The organism is uncultured Vagococcus sp., from assembly GCF_963518325.1.
Classification (GTDB): Bacteria; Bacillota; Bacilli; order Lactobacillales; family Vagococcaceae; genus Vagococcus_D.
Map to the genome: position 1 here is coordinate 21,713 of NZ_CAUQJB010000002.1, position 23,283 is coordinate 44,995.

Consider the following 23,283-nt stretch of genomic DNA (forward strand, 5'->3'; position numbering starts at 1 on the left):
ATAACACTTATCCATTCACCAGGTCAGCTATCTTACAGCTTTTTAATCGAAATAATGGATGCTCCTGGAATTTGTGGCGGCAATGATCGGGTCATTATCGGATTAGCATCCAAGGTTACTTCAATGGCTTGACCAGCTTTAAAGTCATCTGCCTTAAATTCGCCATCCACTTCCTTGGATTCCGCATTTAAAATAACCCCCTCTTCACCGATGCCTTTGGCAATCTCATTCAGGTCACTGACACCTTCAACCTCTGTCATAAAGAAACTGACTTTGTCGCCGTCAACTGTTACATCTTCCTTTAATACACCTTTAATCACAGACTGCTTCATCGCTTCACTTGACTCCGACGAAGCCACACTCGATTCTTTCACACTACTCGCCTCACTTGAATTAACGGTTTCCTTATCTTTCGTACCACAAGCAGCCAACGAAATCACTGCTAATGCTAATGCGCTGATTAACCAGACTTTTCTTTTCATCACACACACTCCTCTTCATTATTAGCGCCAAAAGCCCAACGCTTCCTCCCAATTTTACTATAGCTTTTATACTTTAGACAACTATATGTCCTTCTGAATAAAAATTAAACCAGACCTTTAACAAAATTAAAGAAAATCCAAACTAAATGCCGCTTAAGCCACGTCTCAGTTCTATGTAAAAACAACCAAAAAAGCCGCTAATCTAAGGGTTCCTTAAATTAGCGGCTTCTATTATTTTATTCCAAGAAATCTTTAAGTTGTTTTGAACGAGACGGATGACGCAATTTTCTTAAAGCTTTCGCTTCAATTTGACGAATCCGTTCACGGGTTACCCCAAAGACTTTGCCCACTTCTTCCAACGTGCGAGTACGACCGTCATCTAAGCCAAAACGTAAGCGTAAGACGTTCTCCTCACGGTCAGTTAAGGTATCCAAAACACTTTCCAATTGTTCTTTCAGAAGCTCGTAAGCCGCATGTTCTGCTGGGCTCGTCGCATCCTGATCTTCAATGAAGTCACCAAGGTGGGAATCGTCTTCTTCACCAATTGGCGTTTCCAACGAAACAGGCTCTTGGGCGATTTTTAAAATTTCCCGAACTTTTTCAGTTGGTAAATCCATTTCAGCTCCGATTTCTTCTGGTGTTGGTTCCCGACCTAGGTCTTGTAATAATTGACGTTGAATTCGAATTAATTTATTGATGGTCTCAACCATATGAACAGGAATCCGAATCGTTCTTGCTTGGTCAGCAATCGCACGAGTAATCGCCTGACGAATCCACCAAGTGGCATATGTTGAGAATTTAAATCCTTTAGTGTGATCAAACTTTTCAACAGCTTTCATCAACCCCATATTACCTTCTTGAATCAAATCAAGAAACTGCATGCCACGTCCAACGTAACGTTTCGCAATACTCACAACTAAACGCAAGTTAGCTTCTGCTAGTTTTTGTTTAGCTTCTTGATCCCCATCTTCGATACGTAAAGCTAATTCAACTTCTTCTTCTGCTGTTAATAATGACACACGACCGATTTCTTTCAAGTACATCCGCACTGGATCATTAATTTTAACACCCGCAGGTGCTGATAAATCTTCATTGACTTCCTTTTTACTGACTTTTTCTTCTTTTTGCAAGCTTCGGGCAGCTGGTTCGCCAGATTCATCCACAACACTAATTCCTTGGTCTTCTACTTTTTGAATAAGGCTGTCCATTCCCTCAGAATCCAATTCGTAAGGCGTCGCTAACTTATTTGTTAGCTCATCATAAAGAACTTCGCCTTTTGGCTTGTACTCTTTGATAAACGCAGATACTGCTTTACTATATGTTGTTTTATTTGCTTCGACTTCTTTTGACACGGAAGAAAGCCCCCTTTATTATTATCATACACTTTTTAATTCGCGTTGAATATTTATTATTTCAACAGTTAATTCTTGTTCTAACTGCTTATTCCCTGTTCGGCTCGCTTCTTTTTGGGCGATGATTTTTTGTTGTTTTACAGACTCTAGTCGATATCGCTTTAGGGCCAATAAATAATCATCAATTTCTTTAACAGAACTTTCCTCAGACATCTCGATGTACGAGACAGTGACAAACTTTTCTTTTAAATAATCTTCTTGAAGATAGCTGAGAAAGTCAGCCTCAACAAATGTTCCTTGAGTCAACATATAGTCATTAAAATGACTATATAACTCCTGGTATTCATCATGAATAAACGCAAACTCGCTGACTTGGTTGATTTTAGCACGAACTGCTCGCTCATGCATAATACGGAATAGTAGCATTTGCTCAGCTTTCTCACCATAAGTCATTGGCTTCACTTGATATTCTTTTGGCGAACGACTTTCAGGTGCTGGCATCGGTTCATCATAGTGTGGTTCCTGATAATCCATTGGCGGCTCGTAGTGGTTAAACTCCGGCGCTTGCCGTTTCTGCCTATTTTCACGAGACTCTCGATGACCGTCCTTTTGGGCGCCACGAATTTCCTCTGTAATGGCCTCAACTGAAATTTCAAATTCTTCAGCTATTTGATTGATATAAACCTCTCTCTCAATCACAGAAGGAACTTTCACCAATTCTTTGACTATTTCTTGCAAATAACCAAATCGTTCTTGTTCGTTTTTAAGATTTTTACCTCGTTTAAAGTAACTCATTTTAAAGGTGAATTCCGTCTCTCGCCCATTTTTAGTCAAACGAACAAATTCCTCGGGCCCATACTTGCCGATATAATCGTCTGGATCTAAGCCATCTGGCAATCTGGCAATGCTCAGTTCCAAGGTCGTTTCACTGGACAATAAGTCCAATGCTCTTTTGGTCGCCTCAATCCCAGCAGAATCCCCATCGTAACACAGTAACAACTTATTAGACGTACGCTGAATCATTTTGATTTGCTCATTGGTTAAACTGGTTCCCATGGAGGCAACGCCATTTTTAACCCCTGCATTCCAAGCTGCAATAACATCCATAAAACCTTCAAAAAGCGTTAACTCCTGCTCTTTTCTTGCTTCATTTTTAGCCTGATCGTAATTGAAAAGAGTCTGCCTTTTATTAAATATTAAGGTTTCCGGACTATTTAAATACTTTGGCATTTTATCATTGTCAAAATTTTCCACTTGAAGAATTCTGCCAGAAAAGGCAATGATTTTTCCCTGAGCATTACGAATTGGAAACATGATTCGCTGATAAAAGCGATCAAGCCATTCACCGTTATCCCGCTGAGTCATTAAACCTGATGCATCCAGCAATTCATCACTGACCGCTTCATTTTCAAAAATTTTCTTCAACAAAATACGTTCTCTTGGTGCAAATCCGATTTGGAACTCAGTGATAATGTCTTCGGTCAACCCGCGGCCTTTTAAGTAATTCAGGGCTTGTTCACCTGCTTGGGTATTCAATAGCACATGATGAAAGATATCTGCGGCTTTTTCGTGAAGTTTGATTAATTCATTTTGTTGACGTTGATGTTCATTCGGTTCAGCTTGACTGGCGTCAGTAAACTCATATTCCAACTGGACATTGCCCATATCCGCTACTTTTCTAACGGATTCTGGAAAAGAAAGACCATCAACTTCTTGAAGAAACTTAAAAACATTACCTCCCTTGCCACAGCCAAAACAATGATACATCTGCTTATCTTCCGCCACAGAAAATGACGGTGAACGTTCTTCGTGGAAGGGACACAGGCCAAAATAATTTTTTCCTGATTTTTTTAATTGGACATACTGACCAACAACATCGACAATATTCGATTGTCGCCTGATTTCCTCAATAACCTCTTGAGGGATACGTTGTGACATGTTGTTCACCCCACATTCTACTTAATGTGATGCGTTAGTATATAAAGGTCGCACTAAACAGAAAAACCATTTAGCGCGACCAAAGATAAACGTACACAAAGATACATATTCCATTATAGCACAATCGGTTGATTTTTCAATCATTATGTTTCAGAAAATCCGCTAAAACTATTCCTCCTTGGTCAGTCAATCACCACTCAAAAAAAACTACCCATCGTTTCCGATAGGTAGCCATTTTATTGACATTACGACTCCGTATTATCACTTGGTGTCTTTTGTTCTGGTGTTGCGGGTGTCTCACTTGGTTTGGATGCTTTACTACCATTACTAATGGCAATATTAACTACATAATCCATTGCCACGTATTGGTTATATGCACTCATGTCTACGACTTTACCACGTTCTTCACTTGAGTCGACGTAGTAAGTGGTATACGTAATATTAGCACCTTTGGAGCGATACTCTTCAAAGAATAATTTCTCTAAGTCACCTTCCAACGATCCAAAATATGATCGCAGATAAGGTCGCCCTGCTGAATAAGTCACCGTAACAGGTTTTAGATCTTTCATCTTCATTTTTGTCCCTGCTTCAACCGATTGTGAAATCAATTGACCGTAAGGAACATCACCTGAAAAAGTGGTTTTAACATTAACGGATAATCCTTCCGCCGCAGTCGCAGCTGTCTCTGGTGTATAGTCCCAAAAATTAGGCACAGTGAAGGCTTTTCCTGTCGAAACTTCAACACTCATTGCATCTCGTTTCGCTACTTTTTGAGCTTTCTCAATGCTTTGAGACACAACCATTCCCTCAGCTACTGTATCGGAATCCACTTCTTTGTATTCCATCTTAATTTCATTGGTCTTAACCCAAGTCTCTACTTCGGATTTCGGTTTGCCTTTAAAGTCAGGAACTGGTACATCTTTTTCAAAGGTTTCTTTGCCTTTAGAGAAATAAGCAACGGCTTGATCCTCTCGCTTGTAGCTTTCAGGTTTGATCTCTTTGTCATTAATTTCCTGACGGATAAATTTCCCTTTTTCGACAGTGTCACTATATTCCTCAAGAATCGATAAATTCTCTGCTTTGTGCTCAACGACCCACTCATCTGCCGCACTTTTGTTCATTTTAGAAAAATCTGGTAGTGGAATTTGTTCTTCTGGGTCAGGACCTAAGCTTGAAACCAACTTAACAGTTGACTTCTTCTTGATCTTTTTACCAGACTTAACATCCTGTTTGACCACTGAATTAACTTCTTTATCAAAATCATACTTTTGTTCCACATCTAACTTCACATCATTCTCAGATGCCCAGGCACGAGCTTCAGAAATATTTTTACCTGTGAATTTGGGCATCGCGACATGCGTGTAAGAATAATACATCCAGTACAATGCTATAGCAACAATAACCCCAATGACCGTAAAGATGATAATCTTCAACCGTTTCCGCTTTTTATAAGTGGGATCGATTTCCGTCTCTTCTTCACTGAAACGACTCGTTGTCTCCTCGTCGTCAGTCGCTACTTCCGCAGTTGGCCTCTCGACAACAGCCGAGGTATTAGGTTGATCCTCCGGATAGTAATCATCTTCTTCACTACTGTCTTCAATGTCTTCGAATTCCCCTTCAACCGGTTCTGACATATCTGAATAACTAACCGGCTCTGGCTCAACTACCTCGACGGCTTTCTCTTCACTAATCGTCTCTTCCATAACGGGTTCAGCGACTTCCTTTTCACGTGAACGAGGCTTGCTTGACGAGCGTTTTTTGCGAGCGGTACGAGTGTCAGCTTCATCCTTAGTTGGCATTGGATCATGTGATTCAGGTGCAAGTTTTTTACCATTTTTTTCTGAAATAGTTTTTTCATAGTTTTTTTTGTCGAAATTAGATAAAAAATCACTCATATTTATTCAGTATTCCTTTTCTTAAGTACAATGTTTCGTCGGATAGTTCGGCGATTTCATTGGAGTGGGTTACAACGATAACACATTTATCATGTTCATGGGCTAGTGTCTTAAAGATCTCTACAATTTCCGCTTCCATCTCTTCATCCAAATTACCAGTCGGCTCATCAGCTAAAATAATATCAACGTTTGTCGCCAAAGCACGGGCAATGGCAACCCGCTGCTGCTCTCCACCCGATAATTTATTAACCGGACGATCCGCCTTGGTTTTTACAATGCCGATATAGTCTAATAAGTTATAGGCGACTTCTTTCTGATCAGCAGGTAAGTCATTTTCAGTGATAGCCATTGGCACTAAGACATTCTCAGCCGCTGTTAAATAAGGAATCAAGTTATAACTCTGGAAAATAATGCCGATATCATTTCGACGGTATTTTTCATAGCCAATCTTTTTAATGTCTTTCCCTTTATACAACACTTCGCCATCTTTCGGCGCATCTAAGGCCGCGATTAACGACAAGAAGGTAGTCTTCCCTGAACCCGATTGTCCAAGAATTGTATAGAACTTGCCTTTTTCAAATTTAACACTGGTATCTTTCAAGATGAACCGACGCTTATCCCCATCTTGATAATAATAATTAACTTTTTTTGTTTCAAGTATTGCCATTTTTGGTTCCTCCTTACATCATAATTTTCTTCGGATTTAGTCGCAATATATAGATTAGCGGAACAATCGTTGATAACAACACTGTGCCAAGTCCCACCACGTAAAAGATGATGATATAGCCTAGTGATAGTGTTACTTTATAGGAATTAGTAACATCGGTACCGTCAACTGAATTTCCTGCGTTTAATTGCTCAAGTTCATAATCATAATTCATGCCACCCATATCTTCTTCTTCTTTAGCCTTCATTTGTGTTTCAATTAAAGAACCAGAAACACCTTTAGCTAGAATATTACCAGTAAAAACAGATAAAGTAATTGCAACAAAGGCAATGACTACAACTTCGATGACGATTTGTCCGATTACTTTTCCACGAGTCTCGCCTAAGGATAAGTATATACCTAGTTCATGTTTGCGATCGCGCAAGAATAATAAAACAACTAATGAGATTATCAACAATGTCGCACCTACGGAAACAAAAATGACATATGTCGCAATTTTCGACATATTTTTAACAGGGGCTGCGATTGAATCGTACTGATCGGTTGACATGATTAACTTACTGTATTTATCAGGTAACAAGGGTGTTACTTCTGTCCGAAATGCATCCGCATCTTCTGGTGACTTTAAGACAAAATACGGGGTTACTGATTCGAATGACTCATTAGCTTCTTTTTCAGTCATTTCACTTTTCATCTCAGGAAACTTCTCTTCAATCCCTTTTTGAAAGTCTTTTAACGTTTTAACTACTACATCATTTGGTGCATACACTCTATTATATTGTTCCATTTCAAGAAAAGGGTCCATGGAATTAGGATCCGCTTTTTTTTCAGTTTTTTCTTCCTTTTTTAATGGTGAAAATAGCCCAACTATTTCGTAAACTTGATCTTGGAAGAAATATTCTTTTGGTGCCGGTTCAGCATCACTGTCAGACTCACTTGCAGCACTATCCATCGCTCCCCAATTCTCAGAGCCTGCATCCATCACCAGTTTATCCCCTACTTTTAAACTATTTTCATCCGCCATTTGCTTGGAGATTACTGCAACTGCCTTCCCCTGACTAATCTCTTCCTTAGTAAAAACCCGTCCACTAACTATTTCAATCTTTTTTTCTTCAACATCCAGAATTTTCTCATAATTGACACCTTTTACACCAAACTGGTATTTTAATTTGCTTGAAGGATCTGTATAAGACATCCCACTATCCTTCATACTTTTAGGCTCATACCCTTTAAGTTTAGCTGTTTGCACCCAATTATTAACCGAATAATCATAATATTTCACATAAGATAAACTACCAATGGTTTCAATTTCCTTTTTTGTAACGCTCTTCATATCAGGACCTTTTTCAGATTGAGGATTATCCTTATAAAACTTCTCCATCTCCTTCTGATCAAACCCAATCGTTGCCGTCCCGCCTAATTGTCCCTTAATGTTCTTCTCAACACTTTTAGTCGCTTGTTGAATGGAAATTGCGCCAGCAATGACATTTCCTAAAATAAAGACAACTGCGAATAAAATTATCGATTTCCCTTTTCTTCGTGTAACGCTAGCTAGCGCACGTTTGAAAAAATTCATTTCTTCATCCTCCATTAAACATGCTAAAAAGCACCATTTTTTATTTCGTTACTTTGACTATACCATAGTGAAAAATCAAATACTATCAAATTTGGGAGGTTTAACCTTCCAATATTGTCACCTTGAATAGGGAAGATTGGTAAAAAAAAAGACACTGCTATCAAATAAGATAACAATGTCTTTCTATGTTTTTACTTTTTAGGCACTTCTGCGATTATTTCTACTTCAACTAACACATCTTTTGGTAAACGAGCCACTTCCACACATGAACGGGCAGGCAGTTCATCACCAAAATAAGAGCCATAAACTTCGTTAAAAATACCGAAGTTTTCCATGTCTGACAAGAAACACGTAGTTTTCACAATGCTGTCGAAATCACCTTCGATTGTGTCTAAAATAGCCTTAATATTTTCCATGACTTGCTTAGTTTGTTTTTCAATAGTCGTTTCTTCCACATCACCAGTAGCTGGATTAATGGGAATTTGACCTGAAGAAAATAACAAACCATTGACGATATTCCCTTGGACATAAGGCCCGATTGCTGAGGGTGCTTTTGCTGTTTCAATCTTTTTCATAAATTACTCCTTTATTTTTTATTGTTTAACAATTAATAAATCTAAGCTAGCAAACGACAAGACCAATCGCGCAATTTTAAATAATTGACGAAGTCGATTTTCGCGAACAGACTCATCTTCCGCCATTACCATTGTATCATTAAAATAGGCTTCAATCAGAGGCGAAAGGTTTTTTAATGCCTCATAATTTTCGCTTAAAGTTCGTTCACTTACATTTTTTTCTACTTTTTCTACCGCCTCATATAAGGCTTGTTCCGCTTCATTTTCAAATAAAGCTGGCTGGATAGCCTCTTCGACCCCTTGTTGCAACAGTTCTTGGCCTTTTGCACCAAGGTTCATGACCCGTGTCAAGGATTCAACAGATGGTTTAAAGTCGCTATCTTCATGACGTTCCTTAAGAATCGTCGCCACTTCGACCATTGTCGCTAAATCACTTTGCTGAGCATTTGTCACAGCTTCGATGATATCATGACGAATGCCTCGAGTGCTTAAGAATTGCTTCATCCGACCTTTAATAAAGTCCGTCACGCCTTCTTGAGTCTGAGCCAATTCAATACCAAACCGTTCACTATCTGCATTAATTATCTCAGCAATTTGACTTTGAAGACGAATCAATGGGAAATTCCACCCCATTTGAGTCACAATACGGATAATGCCATATGTCTGTCGACGCAAAGCGTAAGGATCATTAGAACCACTTGGTATCATGCCTACATTAAAGAAACTCAGAACAGAGTCTGTCTTATCCGCTACCGCTAACACGGCGCCAATCTTAGATTCGGGCAAGTCACCTTCACTTGAAATCGGCAAGTAATGTTCGCGAATCGCTTGAGCAACCGCTGGATCTTCCCCTTGCATCAGGGCATATTTTTCCCCCATAATTCCTTGCAACTCTGGGAATTCACCAACCATATTAGTCACTAAATCAAATTTGTAAATCTCGGCTGCACGGTCTAGGTGAATTAATTCAGTCTCGGTTAAACCAACTTCTTGCCCAACGAGATGAGCAATCGCGCCAACACGTTGCATTTTCTCGTAGATAGAGCCGATTTTCTCATGGAACGTCACGTGACGAAGCTTAGCCACACAAGCTTCAATGGTTAAGGCCTGATCGTCCTTATAGAAAAATTCAGCATCTTCCAAACGAGCTCTTAGAACTTTTTCATTTCCTTTTACTACATTGTCCAAATGTTCTCCATTGCCGTTACGAACTGAGATGAAAAATGGTAACAATTGACCTGAGCCATCACGAACATCGAAATAACGTTGGTGTTCTTTCATCGATGTCACTAACACTTCATCTGGAATAGCCAAGTATTTCTCTTCGAAACTTCCCGCGAACGCTGTGGGATATTCCACTAGATTAGTGACTTCATCCAATAAATCCTCATCTAATTCGACATGCCACTCTTGTTCTTGAGCAATGGCGCCAATTTGTCTTTCAATTAAAGCCTGGCGTTCTTCCCCTTTAACATAAACCGATTGTTCAGCTAATTTAGTCTCATAATTCGCCGCATGATCGATTTCCGTCTCCTGGCCTAGGAAACGATGTCCACGAGAAACGCGGCCCGAATGGATATCAACCAGGTCAAAAGGAATCACCTCATCATCCAATAACCCAATCAACCAGTGAATCGGACGAATATATTTAAAGTCATGAGTTCCCCAATGCATGCTGACAGGGAAGCTCAGACTTTTGATAACATCAACTATTTTAGGCATAACAGCTTGAGCGGTTTGCCCAGCCACAAATTTATTAATATGAACGTACTCAATGCCCTTAATTTCTTTAAAAAATATATCATCAGTGGTCATGCCTTGACCTCTGGCAAACCCTTGAGCCGCTTTCGACCAATTGCCCTCTGAATCTTGGGCGATTTTCTTAGCGGGTCCTTTAGCTTCTTCTTCAATATCTGTCTGTTTCTCGGCCAAACCATTGATCCGAACCGCTAAACGACGAGGCGTCGAAAATGGGTCGATAGACTCAAAACTTAAACGATTATCCTTTAAGAATTTCTCTGTTTTTTCTTTTAACTGTTTGATGCTAGGGGTCACTACCCGTGCTGGCATCTCTTCCAAACCGATTTCCAATAAAAATTGATACGTCATCTTAGTTAGCCTCCTTGTTCAATAATGGGAATCCTAATTTTTCACGTTCAGCCACAAAGGTTTTTGCAAGCTCACGGGCCATTTTACGAATTCGAGCTAAGAAACCAGCTCGCTCTGTGACCGACACTGCCCCTCTAGCGTCCAGCAAGTTAAAGGCGTGGCTACATTTTAACACATAGTCGTAACCAGGATGGACCAGCCCAGCTTCGATACATTTTTGTGCTTCTTTTTGGTACATTTCAAATAGCATAAAGAGCATCTCTTGATTGCTTTCTTCAAAGGCATATTTCGAATGCTCGTACTCTGGTTGAATAAAAATCTCGCCATATTTCACGCCATCTGTCCACTCTAAATCATAGACACTTTCCACTTCCTGAATATAAGAAGCCAGACGTTCAATCCCAAATGTAATTTCACTCGTCACAGGCTTACACTCTAATCCGCCCACTTGTTGGAAATAGGTAAATTGTGTTATCTCCATGCCGTCAAGCCAAACTTCCCAGCCCAGACCAGCACAACCCATTGACGGATTTTCCCAATTATCTTCAACGAAACGAATATCATGTTCCAAAGGATTAATTCCAACTAATTCCAAACTCTGTAAATACAGCTCTTGAATATTATCGGGAGAAGGTTTCATGACCACTTGAAATTGATGATGTTGGAACAAACGATTAGGGTTTTCACCGTAACGTCCGTCATCTGGACGACGTGACGGTTCTACATAAGCCGCATTCCAAGGTTCAGGTCCAATTGCCCGCAAGAAAGTATACGGACTCATAGTCCCGGCGCCTTTTTCAGTATCATAGGCCTGCATTAGCATACAGCCTTGATCTGACCAAAATTTTTGTAATGTTAAAATCATTTCTTGTACTGTTAACTTCTTTTTCATTTGATCTCTCCTCCATTGTGCTCGCTTATTTGCGACACACTTCTTAATAGTAATGTAAGACTGACATAAATAAAACTCGTCCCTATGCTTAACATGAGTATGTTAAACATAGGGACGAGTTAATCGCGGTTCCACCCTACTTCTGATTTCCATCAGCAGCTTCGTTAAGGTTACTCAAGAGCGCCATTCAATCTTTTTCCGCAAATTGGCTTCCACTATCCCAATCTCGCTTTGTTTAGAAAACTATCTACTATTCTCCATCACTGTAACTTTTTTTATTACACTAATAATAGCCTTTAGTTAATAAGCTGTCAACTAGAATCACCATTATTTTAATCGAGAAGCCCCATTATGGTTCCCGCTTGTTTTCCAAGATGCCATTAACCGCTTAAAAAATTCGCCCATCTTTAGCCAACGCCATCACTTATCTTCTTCACCTTCAAATTCAGTGGCTGTTTCCACCTTGGGCTCCCGCTTAGGAATTCTCATGGTTGTCTCCCAATTTTTCATCTCATCAATAAATTTTTTGCTCTTCAAATGAATGCCTACAAATTCATCGTAAAGTAAATCGATGGTCTTGCGAATGTCTTCTTTTGTTTCATCTTTTAGCTCAATGCTTTTAATTTGATCTAAGCTGATACTGGAGAACAAACGCATAAAATGAATAGCCCGTGGTTTAGCATGGTAACGACGGTCATCCAAGTGCCAGTGCCGTTCGCATAACACACCAGAATACTGGGATGAAAAATCAAATTTACCTTGAGTCTCCCCACAAACTGCACATTGTTTCCACTGAAACGCAAAACCAAAACGGGCCAGTAGTTGCAATTCAAATATATTCGTGATAATTTCAGCATCTAATCCCTGGTTTAAATAGGTTAACGCCTGGCGGGTAAATCCATAAAGAGCCGGATCATACACCAGATCTTCAATGGCCACATCAACCAAATTTAATATATAGGTAGCATAGGCACTAATAAAAATGTCCTGCTGGATTCGCTGAAAGCCATTAACCTCTTTCGAATCGTTTAGGAAAGACAGACCCTCTTCCCGAAACTCTCCCACAAAGACCGCTTCTGTAAATGGTAAAATAGCTGTTGTAATGCTGTTGTTTGGTCGATTAGCATTCTTGACAAAAAACATCATCTTTCCATGTTTTTCAGTAAATATTTTGACCAACTTATCTTTTTCACGGTGGTTGCGGGCAAACAGGATGATTCCTTTTGATTCACTGCTGCTACTTTTCATTTGCCAACGCCTCCCTTTTTTCCCTGAGTTCTCTTGTTATCATACTCTAATTTGGCTGATTTTCCAACCCATCCAAACTGAGATAACTTCTGACTCATAAGGAAAAGGCATCGACGATTGTACGTCAATGCCTTTAGTCTTAATAGTCCATGTCACGATAGCCGTAATCTTGGAGATATTTTTGTTTATCACGCCAATTTTTTTGAACTTTAACCCACAATTCCAAATAAACTTTATTGCCCAATAAATTTTCAATATCTTTACGAGCTTTAATGCCAATGTCTTTCATCATTAAGCCGCCTTTACCAATTAAAATGCCTTTTTGGCTAGAACGTTCCACAATAATGGTTGCTTGAATATGGACCTTATCGTACTCATCACGTTTCATGTCCTCCACTACAACCGCTACTGAGTGAGGCACCTCTTCTCTGGTCAATAAGAGGACCTTCTCGCGGATTAGTTCAGAGACGATGAAATACTCCGGATGATCCGTTACCTGGTCTTCAGGATAGTACTGAGGGCCTTCTGGCATCTCTGCTTCGATTACCTCTAATAATTTTTCTACATTATTGCCTTCTGTTGCCGAAATCGGCACCACTTCTTTAAAGTCCATTTGCTGGCGATAGTCTTCAATAATCGCAAATAGTTTATCCGGATGAATCGTGTCAATTTTGTTAATAATCAAATAAACTGGCGCTTGGCTATTTTTTAACCGCTCGATAATAAAATCATCGCCGCGGCCACGAGGTTGCTCCGCACTCACCATGAAGAGGACCGCATCCACTTCCCGTAAGGCACTATAAGCCGTTTCCACCATAAAATCACCTAAGCGATGTTTTGGTTTATGAATACCAGGTGTATCAATAAAAACAATTTGAGCATCTGGTGTTGTATAGACACCTTGAATTTTATTTCGTGTAGTTTGTGCTTTGTCACTCATAATCGCTATTTTTTGACGAACGATACGATTTAACAAGGTTGATTTCCCTACATTCGGGCGACCAATAATGGCTACAAACCCTGATTTGTGGACTGAACTCATTTGATTTCCTCTTTCTTATAAAAAATTACTTAACATCGCCCAAACTTTTGGGACAAAGATTAACGCACCGACTACCATGGCAAAGCAAGCCGTCAATAAAACGGCCGCCGCTGCCATGTCTTTTACTTTTTTTCCAATTGAATTAAAATGATAATTTGTGACCATGTCAACAATATTTTCCGCCGTTGTGTTGATGATCTCCATCACGATTACAAGAAAGATCACCAGCAGCAGCCACAGCCATTCGTTCAGAGCCAGTCTGAAAATAAAACCAGCAATGATCGCCACAATCGCCAAGCAGACATGGGCTTTCAAATTCCGCTCTTCTTTAAAAGCTGTACGGAATCCTTGAAGCGCAAATTCTAAAGACGCAATAAAACTTTTATTTTTATAGGTTTGTTCATCACTCTTTTTATCGTGTAAGTCCATAGGCATCGAGAATCTTTCTTTGTAAATCGAACATCTCTTTTTCATCTTCTTCGGTCATGTGATCATAACCATTGAGATGTAAGAAGCCATGAACCGCCAAAAAGCCTAATTCTCGGTCATAAGCATGGTCGTATTCCACAGCTTGCTCCATCGCTTTTTCAATCGAAATCATAATATCCCCAAGATTTCGAGGAAGTGCGTCCGCTCCCTCAAAAATCACCGGCATTTCACCTTCCCCAAGTTCTTCCAAAGCAAAGCTAATCACATCTGTCGGACTGTCTTTTTGGCGGTAATCACGATTAATCGCTTGAATACCATCATTATCCATAAAGGTCACCGACATTTCTGTACTATCGGCAATTTCCAACTGGTTCGCCGCAAAGTTCAGCAACTTTTCAATTTCAACCAACTGCTCCGATGTCACACTTTCCGTTTCATCCATTAACGTAATATCCATAATTATGCTCTCTCTTCCTGTTCTTTCTTCATTTCTTCGGCTTCTGATTTCATCTTCGGATATTTAATGCGTGAGTGGAACGTGCTGCACAAGCCATTAATAAGAGATTGTTCGATAATTCGAATTTCTTTCATCGTTAACCCCGTATCATCAAGCTGACCATCTAAAATCCGTGATTCAATTAAATTCTTAACAAATTTAGCAATTTTTTCGTTTGTTGGGTGATCCATTGCTCGAACCGCCGCTTCACAGGTATCCGCCAAACTAACCACACCTGCTTCTTTTGTCTGCGGTCGAGGTCCCACATAACGAAATTGGGATTCTTTGGTTTCCGAATCTCGCTCTTTGGCCTTAGCGTAGAAAAAACCCATTAAGGTTGTTCCATGATGTTGCTGGCAAATGTCAATCACCAACTGAGGCATGTTTTCTTTTTCAAGAATTTTCACCCCTTCGGAAACATGACTAAAAATAATTTCCTTACTGTCTTCTGGCAATAAAAAATTATGGGGATTTTCTGCACCATCTGGCAAGTTTTCCACAAAAAAATTGGCATGTTTAATCTTGCCAATATCGTGATAGTAACAAGCCACACGTGTTAGGAGTGACCGTCCACCGATGTCGGCTACAGCATTGGCACTAAGGCTAGCTACCATCATGCTGTGGTGATAAGTCCCCGGCGCTTCGACCAGTAACTGCTTCAATAAAGGATGATTAGGGTTGCTTAACTCATTTAAGACTAAGACACTGTCATCATTTAGCATCAGTTCAATGTATGGGTGCAACCCAACAGACATTAGATAGGTAAAGAGACTTCCAGCAAACGCACACAAGAGAGTCGCGATCGTCTTGGAATCCTTAAAGTCCATGCCTTGATAAATGGTCACCATAAAAACAAAAACCATTGGGAAGACGATAATCCAAAGGGCAGCTGCTCCTAACTGACGACCAATCCGTTCCCGCTTAATTAAGGTAGCCATTAACCCAGTAAACATATAGGTTAATACAATTAAAAGCAAGGTGCTCGTTCCGATTAAATCGTAAAAAACAAATATTGAAAAAGCCGTTTGAAACAAGGCACCCATAATACTGGCTCGTCGACTGATAAACAGATTTAGTACAAGGGGCGTAAATGCCGCAGGAAAAATCAGTGGTACATAAGCCAAGGCTTCATTTTGAAATAACTGCAACCCCTTCATGACAATCAAGCCAATTAAGACCATCAATACATAAAACGTTGTAAAGCGTACTTGCCTTTCCAACTCACTAGTATGGAAAACCAAGTAACCAAGTACCGCAATTTGCAAAATAATCAAAACAATCAATGCTACTAATGGAAATATGGAAGGTTCACGATTAGTTAGCCCTAATAATTCAAGCTTTTGAATCGCTCGGGAATCTATTTGGACCCCTTCCCTAACGATTACTTCTCCGGAATAAATCATCACAGGATTGACCTTCGCCATGGCCTGTTCTTTTAATTCTTCCGTCCGTTTATCATTTGCGGCTTCGTTGACAACGATCCCTTTGTCCGTCACATACTTAATTAACTGTTGAAGGTCATTTCCCAAATTCAAATACTGAATCTCATCGTTCACTTTTTGACGAACCGCCGCCAAATTACTGCTGCGAATTGGTTCGGCCATTTTGGTTTGAACTAGAGACACACTTTGATCTCGAACGGTTTTCAAATCACCTTCACTTAATTTAAAGATACCTTCATAAAAAGCATTAGGAAAGCCCTGATAGAAGGAAATATCGTCCTGGTTGATCGACTCAAACTTTTTCTTCAATGAGGCTACTAGCTCTTCCGTGGTAGCTGGGGTGACGGTTGCTTTATCTTTAGCTGCATTTCGACGCGTTTCATAGTCCTTATCAGCATCCGTTTTAACTTCAGTCACAAGGGTAAATAGCTGATTGACTAGCTCAACTTGCTTAGTGGCAATCTCTTTGTCATAGGTATATTCCGGATTAACCGTTTCGGCGGCTAATCGCCGCTTCTCTTCTGTTTCGTATTTATTTTCAATTGTCTTGTTGGCACGAATCGTCTCCGATGCAAGATTACCTTCTTTGATCGATACGGCCTTTTGGCGTACATTATTATAGAGCAACACAAAACACAAGAGACCGAAAACAATGACCAAGCCCACCATGTACTTCTTGCCTAATTTTTTTTGCAACAATCCAAAATCTAATTTCATGGCTACTACTCCTTACTACTAGACAGACAAACAGTTGCTGAAATAAACAAAGCTCTTTCCAGCATCCTGCTCACAGTCCTTGTTTAGCCTTGCTGACAGTCACGACAAGACTATGGTACACACCTACTTATTTTCTTCATCGTAGGCATTAATGATTTCTGCAACAACTGGGTGACGAACCACGTCACTGGACGTAAAGGTCACAAACCCAATTTTTTTAATCGACTTTAATGTTTTTTCAGCGTGAATCAAGCCACTCATCACCCCACGAGGTAAATCAATTTGAGAGACATCCCCGTTAACGATCATTTTAGAATTAAATCCTAAACGGGTTAGGAACATTTTCATTTGCGCGATCGTCGTATTTTGAGCCTCATCCAAAATAACGAAGGAATCTTCCAAAGTACGCCCACGCATGTATGCCAGAGGCGCAATCTCGATTACACCACGCTCCATTAAACGATTGGTATGGTCGATGCCAAAAACGGCGTACAACGCATCATAGACTGGGCGTAAATAAGGATCAACTTTTTCTTTCAAGTCACCAGGTAAAAAGCCTAAGTTTTCCCCAGCTTCAACAGCTGGTCGGGTTAAGACTATTTTTTGAACTTCTCCTCGTTTTAAAGCTGAAATCGCCATTACCACGGCGAGAAATGTTTTCCCTGTTCCAGCTGGCCCAATACCAAAGGTGACATCCTTCTTCTTAATTGTTTCAATATACTCTTTTTGACCATAATTTTTCACGCGGATTGCTTTACCATTTTTATCTTTTAGAATTTCTTCTTCATAGATATCAGTAAAGTATTCCAACGTGCCTTTTTGGGCCATTTTTAGAGCGGTCACAACATCTGGAGTCCCAATGGGGATGCCTCTTAAAATTAAGACTTGCAGTTTTCTTAAGACTTCATAGACCCTTTGGACATTCTCTTCCAAACCGGTAATTTGAATCATCTCACCCCGACTTAAAATAGTCACATGCTGATTTTCTTCAATCAATTTTAAATGTTTATCGTGAGTTCCTAATAATTCAGTTGCCTCTGATTGATTTTTTACGCGGATCTCTAAAGACGCTTGATTTTGTTCTAACAAAAAAAGAACATCTCCTTCTCTATTTTATCTCACTCTACTAACTCAAATAATACCATACTTTGTCAATTGAAAAAAGATTCTTTACAACTTGTAAGGAACCTTTCACTGGTTTCGCTTGTTGGAACTTAAAGGTTATGATTAAATAGTTGCTCCGACTGCTCCCATCGGACTGATTAAAGAACTCAACAAAACCGAGTCACTGAATTATACCACTGTCCCCGATTTATTGATAATATGACGGTTTGATTCAGCTCCCCACGCGCAAAAAAACCAAGAAAGTTTCCTCTCCTGGTTTCTTAGTTATTTCTCTTGTAATAATTCTTTGACAACTGCATTGACCATATTTCCGTCTGCTTTACCTTTGACTTTAGGCATTACTGCCCCCATCACCTTACCAAATTCTTTAGCAGAGCTGGCACCAGTGGCATCAATTGCATCAGCAACAATTTGACGAACTTCCGTTTCATCTAATTGTTTCGGCAAATATTTTTCGACAATAACAATTCCCGCTTTTACTGTTTCAACCAAATCATCACGACCAGCATTTTCGAATTCAACAAGTGAATCACGACGCTGTTTCATTTCCCGGGCTAAAACCGTTACCTCTTCATCAGAAGTTAAGTCTCCACCTTTTGCGATTTGCTCGTTTTGAACAGAAGCTTTCAACAGCCTTAGAACATCTAAAGACGCTTTGTCTTTGGCTTTCATCGCTGTTTTAATGTCCTCGTTCAATTGGGTAAGAAGCGACATTAGGATCAGCTCCAATCATTGAAAACTAGAATTTCTTACGTTTTCTCGCTGCTTCAGATTTTTTCTTACGCTTCACACTTGGTTTTTCGTAATACTCACGTTTGCGGTATTCTTGCAAAGTACCAGTTTTTGAAACGGAACGTTTGAAGCGACGAAGAGCATCATCAAGAGATTCATTTTTCTTAACAACTGTTTTTGACATATAAATTCCCTCCCCCCGTGCTTAAAAAGTAACCGTTTTTCATAGTTTGATAGTAACTATCTCATAACAAAAAACTGTCCTTATAACATTATAGCGAAAGTCCTTTTTAACGTCAACTTAATTCGACAATCTTTTCTCTTTTTTATTACAATAAGCCGTCTATCCCTGACTAGGCTTGAATACAATTTTCACATTTTCCAAATATTTCAAAGCGATGACCTTCGATTTTACACCCCGCCAGCTGTTCTTTAAAATAATCCATAGGACACATGTGAATTTCTCGAGTTGCACCACAGTTGGTACAAATAAAGTGATGATGATGTCCCATTTCATGATGATCACAATGAAAACGGAACTTCTTTTCCCCATCCCACTCGGTCTCTTCCAATAGATGCATATCCGAAAAATCCTTTAAATTACGATAAATCGTATCGTAGCTAATACCTGAAAACTGTTGACTCATATACTCATAAACTTCCTTCGCACTGGTATATTTATCAGCTTCAGCTAAAAAGGTCAGTAACATTTCCCGGCGTTTCGTGTATTTGAACCCGTGTTCCTTCATCTTTTCTAGTGCTAAATCAATTCGTTTTGTCTCTGTCATTATTCAGCCCTTCTCTCTCTTTGATATATGCTATAATAATTATGAAATAAAATCAAGAAAGGGAATTACATATGACCCAAAAAATCCCCAGTATTTACATCATTTCCGATTCAGCCGGAGAAACAGCTGCTCGATTAGCTCAGGCCTCCGTTGCACAGTACGAAGGTGCCGACATTCCGTTAGTCAGAAAAACCTTTGTCTGTGAAGAAGCAGATTTAATTGCCTCTCTTGAAGAAGCAAAAAAAATTGATGCTATTGTGGTTCATACCATGATTTCAGAAGAATTTGTTAAACTCGCCAATGATTTTTGCGCCGAATGCGGCTTGTTTTGCATGGATTTACTCTCACCTCTAGTCAATGAAATAGCGAAGCGAACAGATATTAAACCAAATCGTGTCGCTGGCGCCGTTCATTCACTGGATCAAAATTATTTTAGCCGCATTAACGCTATGGAATTTGCCGTTAAATACGATGATGGCAAAGACCCAAAAGGTTTTTTAGAAGCCGATATCGTCTTACTTGGTGTCTCACGAACGTCTAAAACACCTCTTAGCTTATTTCTGGCAAATAAAAATCTCAAGGTTGCTAATCTCCCCCTAATTCCACAAGCTCATATTCCTAAACAATTGTGGGAGGTTGACCCTAAAAAAATCGTCGGCCTAACTAACGACCCCAATATTCTTAATAAAATTCGTCAGGAACGGATGAAGGCATATGGGTTAAACCCTGAAACGGCTTATTCCAATATTGAGAAAATTAAAGAAGAGTTAACCTTCGCTAAAGATCTGTATAACAAATTGGATTGCTTAGTCATCAACGTTGCCGATCTATCTATTGAAGAAACAGCTTCAATCATCTTAGACGGCTTGCACCTACAAGAACACAGCTATTACGGATAAACACGAAGAAGTTGGTTGGACACCGTCCACCAACTTCTTTTTAATAGACTTGCGTGCCTTCTTTATCCACTGCTAAAATTTCTACTTTACCATCCAAACCTAAAGCTTTGACTTCATTTACAAATTTATCAGTCAATTCATACGGACATAAGGTCAGAATAGTTGGTCCAGCACCACTTAAGACAGTTCCATACACCCCTAAATCATGACCGACATCACGAAGAGGTTTCAAATGTGGGATTAACTCTCCCCGATATTTTTCATGCCATAAATCCTGTTCCATCATCTTGCCAGCTAGTGGTAAATTACCATTTAACACAGCCCCAATCATGACATTGCTAATGCCACTGGCCGTTACAGCCTCTTTATATGGTAATGTTTTCGGTAAAATATCACGACTCTCACTAGTCAATAATTCCTGATTAGGAATAAAAACCACGACGTCACAATCCGGAAAATGGTGCTTAACACTATTGACTTCTGACTGATCGTAACACGCGACGACAAAATCACCGTAAATAGCGGGTCCCACGTTATCAGGATGCCCTTCTATTTCTGTCGCAATAGCCAATTTTTCTTTACGGGTAAGGCCAAGTTGACCTTCACGATTAGCCAACTCGATCCCCGCCACTATTGCAGTAGAACTACTCCCCAGACCACGAGCGGGTGGAATATCCGTCTGCATCGTCATCTTACGAGGCTGAAGATCTGGCTTCAACTTTAAAGCCGTACTAATGATTAAATTGCTCTCATCATGAGAAACCCCTGCTAAACTATGTTCAATCTGCCACACATCCGCTTCAACACCGGTATCTAAATGTAAATACAATGACAAGGCGATGCCACATGAATCAAACCCACAACCTAAATTGGCACTTGTTGCTGGTACTCTAATTTTCATAAAATTACTCCAAACTCTATAAATTCCTCATCATGATCAAGAATCTATAACTCTCTTTTTCTTTTTTTAATCTGTCCAGACTTGGTACGAGGCAATTAATTCAAATTCCGATACTTCGTTTATCTGTTTTGCTACTTCCGCCATTTGTGCCTTCGTCATTAAATGAGTAATCGCCACAATCCGCGCTTGCTTGCCATCGGACTTTTGTTGAATCAACTGATCAATACTAGCACCTGCTTCGGTGATAATTTGCGTTAATTTCAAAAATTGACCGACTTTATCTTCAACATTCACAGAGAAATAGTATTTAGATTCAATGTCTTCATCTTTTGTCAGCAAGGTTTCACTGGCATAAGAATTAAACATGTGACCACTAATTCCCAAACGGATGTTTTTCGCCACTGTAATGATATCACTGACCACACTTGTGGCAGTTGGCTTAGCACCTGCCCCTGGTCCATAATACATCGACTCACGGACACCTGAACTTTGCACATAAACAGCATTCATTTCATTTTGAACTGAGGCTAAAGGATGATTAGCGGGTACTAGGACAGGTCCCACTTCCGCCGCCACACTTCCGTTAGTTTTTTTGGACGAACCTAATAGTTTCACGATATACCCCAATTGCTGAGCCATTTGAATATCATCAGAGGACATACCGCGAATCCCTTTTTTGTCGATATCATCCAAATCAATGCTCATTCCGAAGGCAAACTGAGTTAGAATGGCCACTTTATAAGCCGCATCAATTCCATCAACATCATTGGTAGGATCTGACTCAGCAAATCCCAACGCCTGAGCTTCATCTAAGGCTTGTTCATATGACCAACCCTCATTAGCCATCTTTGTTAACATGTAATTGGTGGTTCCGTTTAAGATACCTCTTACACAGGTAATATTATCTGCTGCTAAACTGTTAGCAATTGTTCTTAGAATTGGAATTCCACCAGCTACCGCTGCTTCGTAATACAAATCACGTTGGTGTTTATTAGCTGCCTCAACTAGCTCTTTACCATGAAGAGCTAAAAGATCTTTATTCGCTGTTACCACATGTTTTCCATGCTCTAAAGCTTCCATAATGTAGGTCTTGGCCGGCTCAATTTGACCGATTAGTTCCACCACTACTTGAATCTCTGGGTTAGTTAAAATCTCTTGATAATCTGTCGTTAATTGAATATCATAGTGTTTCGCTAAATCCGCTTTTTCCACTTCATCTCTCACTAGGGCTTGCTCAACAACAATTTCAACTCCAGTAACTGACGATATTTTTTCTTGATGTTCTTTTAGAATTAGCGGCACCCCTGATCCCACTGTTCCTAATCCTAAAACCGCTACTTTTAATTTTTCCATGACTAAACTCCTTACTTAAGCTTTGATTAAAAACTTATCATCAATTTTTAATCAAGATAATATCTCTCAGTATACCGAAATTCAACCTCTTTTGCTAGCCCTAATGAAGAAAAATTAAAGAACACCTGACTAACAAATACCGTCGTCCGATTCATTAGAGATATCAGACACCTACTAAGTCACTGAACTACTTAGCCGAAGTCAAAAAGAATCAGACAACCCAAAATGATTGTCTGATTCTGCCATACGCCACAAAGCCACCGGCTCGACTCATTCACGGTGTTGAGAATGAGTAATGTGTTTAAAACTTTGACCTAAAATATCCACTACATGCTGATCATCCAATGAATAATAAACTGATTTTCCCTCTTTACGGGATTTCACTAAATGATTCAATCGTAATAATTTAAGTTGATGGGAAACTGCCGATTGCTCCAAACCAATTTTTTCTACTATAGCACTCACATTTTGCTCCGAGTGACTTAACAAAGTTAAAATCTTAATCCTAGTCGGATCGCTTAGTGCTTTATACAATTGACTCACTTTTTCAATCATTTCCGGTGTTGCTGTCAGTTCAGCCATTATGCCACTCCTTTTTCTAATAGGTCCGTCCTTCAATTCTAAA

22 protein-coding genes are annotated in these 23,283 nt (G+C 39.6%); 1 reads left to right on the forward strand and 21 read right to left on the reverse strand.

Translation table 11 applies throughout. From position 1 onward, the window contains the following. Positions 1–32 precede the first annotated feature (32 nt). The 18 genes from RWN13_RS02015 to RWN13_RS02100 all read right to left on the reverse strand — a co-directional run bounded on the left by RWN13_RS02015 (position 33) and on the right by RWN13_RS02100 (position 19,505). Positions 33–482: a hypothetical protein gene (locus tag RWN13_RS02015; RefSeq protein WP_314059967.1), complete on the reverse strand. Its 450-nt coding sequence runs from the start codon at positions 480–482 to the stop codon at positions 33–35. A 236-nt stretch (positions 483–718) separates the two neighbouring features. Beyond that, positions 719–1,834 (reverse strand): RNA polymerase sigma factor RpoD, encoded by a 1,116-nt coding sequence (gene rpoD, locus RWN13_RS02020; protein ID WP_314059968.1) that lies wholly within the window; start codon positions 1,832–1,834, stop codon positions 719–721. 24 nt (positions 1,835–1,858) lie between these two features. Further along, positions 1,859–3,772, reverse strand: a complete 1,914-nt coding sequence (gene dnaG / locus RWN13_RS02025; protein WP_314059970.1) for a DNA primase — start codon at positions 3,770–3,772, stop codon at positions 1,859–1,861. A gap of 245 nt (positions 3,773–4,017) precedes the next feature. Continuing rightward, the gene (locus RWN13_RS02030) at positions 4,018–5,667 is read right to left on the reverse strand and encodes a PASTA domain-containing protein (RefSeq protein WP_314059972.1); all 1,650 of its coding nucleotides are present in this window, start codon (positions 5,665–5,667) and stop codon (positions 4,018–4,020) included. Continuing rightward, entirely contained in the window at positions 5,660–6,334 is a 675-nt protein-coding gene (locus RWN13_RS02035) for an ABC transporter ATP-binding protein (RefSeq protein ID WP_314059973.1), read from the reverse strand. Before RWN13_RS02035 ends, RWN13_RS02030 begins: the two co-directional genes overlap by 8 nt. Positions 6,335–6,347: 13 nt before the next feature. Further along, positions 6,348–7,910: an ABC transporter permease gene (locus RWN13_RS02040; RefSeq protein ID WP_314059975.1), complete on the reverse strand. Its 1,563-nt coding sequence runs from the start codon at positions 7,908–7,910 to the stop codon at positions 6,348–6,350. 191 nt (positions 7,911–8,101) lie between these two features. After that, complete coding sequence (locus RWN13_RS02045) at positions 8,102–8,485, reverse strand: RidA family protein (RefSeq protein ID WP_314059977.1); 384 nt, start codon at positions 8,483–8,485, stop codon at positions 8,102–8,104. Between the two features lie 18 nt (positions 8,486–8,503). Beyond that, complete coding sequence (gene glyS, locus RWN13_RS02050; protein ID WP_314059979.1) at positions 8,504–10,594, reverse strand: glycine--tRNA ligase subunit beta; 2,091 nt, start codon at positions 10,592–10,594, stop codon at positions 8,504–8,506. Position 10,595: 1 nt separating this feature from the next. Continuing rightward, the gene (glyQ, locus tag RWN13_RS02055) at positions 10,596–11,486 is read right to left on the reverse strand and encodes a glycine--tRNA ligase subunit alpha (RefSeq protein ID WP_314059981.1); all 891 of its coding nucleotides are present in this window, start codon (positions 11,484–11,486) and stop codon (positions 10,596–10,598) included. Positions 11,487–11,906: 420 nt separating this feature from the next. After that, positions 11,907–12,734, reverse strand: coding sequence for a DNA repair protein RecO (recO, locus tag RWN13_RS02060; protein WP_314059983.1), 828 nt, complete (start codon positions 12,732–12,734; stop codon positions 11,907–11,909). A 139-nt stretch (positions 12,735–12,873) separates the two neighbouring features. Beyond that, positions 12,874–13,776: a GTPase Era gene (gene era / locus RWN13_RS02065; RefSeq protein ID WP_314059984.1), complete on the reverse strand. Its 903-nt coding sequence runs from the start codon at positions 13,774–13,776 to the stop codon at positions 12,874–12,876. 15 nt (positions 13,777–13,791) lie between these two features. Then, positions 13,792–14,211 carry a diacylglycerol kinase family protein gene (locus tag RWN13_RS02070; protein WP_314059985.1) on the reverse strand — a complete coding sequence of 140 codons (420 nt, stop codon included), beginning with the start codon at positions 14,209–14,211 and terminating at the stop codon, positions 13,792–13,794. Beyond that, positions 14,189–14,662: an rRNA maturation RNase YbeY gene (gene ybeY, locus RWN13_RS02075; RefSeq protein WP_314059987.1), complete on the reverse strand. Its 474-nt coding sequence runs from the start codon at positions 14,660–14,662 to the stop codon at positions 14,189–14,191. The genes RWN13_RS02070 and ybeY overlap by 23 nt, the downstream gene beginning before the upstream one ends. 2 nt (positions 14,663–14,664) lie before the next feature. Next, positions 14,665–16,860: an HDIG domain-containing metalloprotein gene (locus tag RWN13_RS02080; protein ID WP_314059988.1), complete on the reverse strand. Its 2,196-nt coding sequence runs from the start codon at positions 16,858–16,860 to the stop codon at positions 14,665–14,667. A gap of 123 nt (positions 16,861–16,983) precedes the next feature. Then, the gene (locus RWN13_RS02085; RefSeq protein WP_314059989.1) at positions 16,984–17,949 is read right to left on the reverse strand and encodes a PhoH family protein; all 966 of its coding nucleotides are present in this window, start codon (positions 17,947–17,949) and stop codon (positions 16,984–16,986) included. 300 nt (positions 17,950–18,249) lie between these two features. Further along, on the reverse strand, positions 18,250–18,699 hold the full coding sequence (locus RWN13_RS02090; RefSeq protein ID WP_314059990.1) for a GatB/YqeY domain-containing protein: 450 nt from the start codon (positions 18,697–18,699) through the stop codon (positions 18,250–18,252). Between the two features lie 25 nt (positions 18,700–18,724). Further along, the gene (gene rpsU, locus RWN13_RS02095; protein WP_023605663.1) at positions 18,725–18,901 is read right to left on the reverse strand and encodes a 30S ribosomal protein S21; all 177 of its coding nucleotides are present in this window, start codon (positions 18,899–18,901) and stop codon (positions 18,725–18,727) included. Positions 18,902–19,070: 169 nt separating this feature from the next. Next, positions 19,071–19,505 carry a Fur family transcriptional regulator gene (locus RWN13_RS02100; RefSeq protein ID WP_314059992.1) on the reverse strand — a complete coding sequence of 145 codons (435 nt, stop codon included), beginning with the start codon at positions 19,503–19,505 and terminating at the stop codon, positions 19,071–19,073. A gap of 71 nt (positions 19,506–19,576) precedes the next feature. Between RWN13_RS02100 and RWN13_RS02105 the strand changes: the two genes are divergently transcribed. After that, positions 19,577–20,404 (forward strand): pyruvate, water dikinase regulatory protein, encoded by an 828-nt coding sequence (locus RWN13_RS02105; RefSeq protein WP_314059993.1) that lies wholly within the window; start codon positions 19,577–19,579, stop codon positions 20,402–20,404. 40 nt (positions 20,405–20,444) lie between these two features. Here RWN13_RS02105 and thrB read toward each other — a convergent pair whose 3' ends face one another. The 3 genes from thrB to RWN13_RS02120 all read right to left on the reverse strand — a co-directional run bounded on the left by thrB (position 20,445) and on the right by RWN13_RS02120 (position 23,240). After that, the gene (gene thrB / locus RWN13_RS02110; RefSeq protein ID WP_314059995.1) at positions 20,445–21,305 is read right to left on the reverse strand and encodes a homoserine kinase; all 861 of its coding nucleotides are present in this window, start codon (positions 21,303–21,305) and stop codon (positions 20,445–20,447) included. A 66-nt stretch (positions 21,306–21,371) separates the two neighbouring features. Beyond that, a complete protein-coding gene (locus tag RWN13_RS02115) occupies positions 21,372–22,658 on the reverse strand; it encodes a homoserine dehydrogenase (protein WP_314059997.1) in 1,287 nt (428 codons plus the stop codon). A gap of 270 nt (positions 22,659–22,928) precedes the next feature. Next, positions 22,929–23,240 (reverse strand): metalloregulator ArsR/SmtB family transcription factor, encoded by a 312-nt coding sequence (locus tag RWN13_RS02120; protein WP_314059998.1) that lies wholly within the window; start codon positions 23,238–23,240, stop codon positions 22,929–22,931. Between the last annotated feature and the right edge of the window lie 43 nt (positions 23,241–23,283).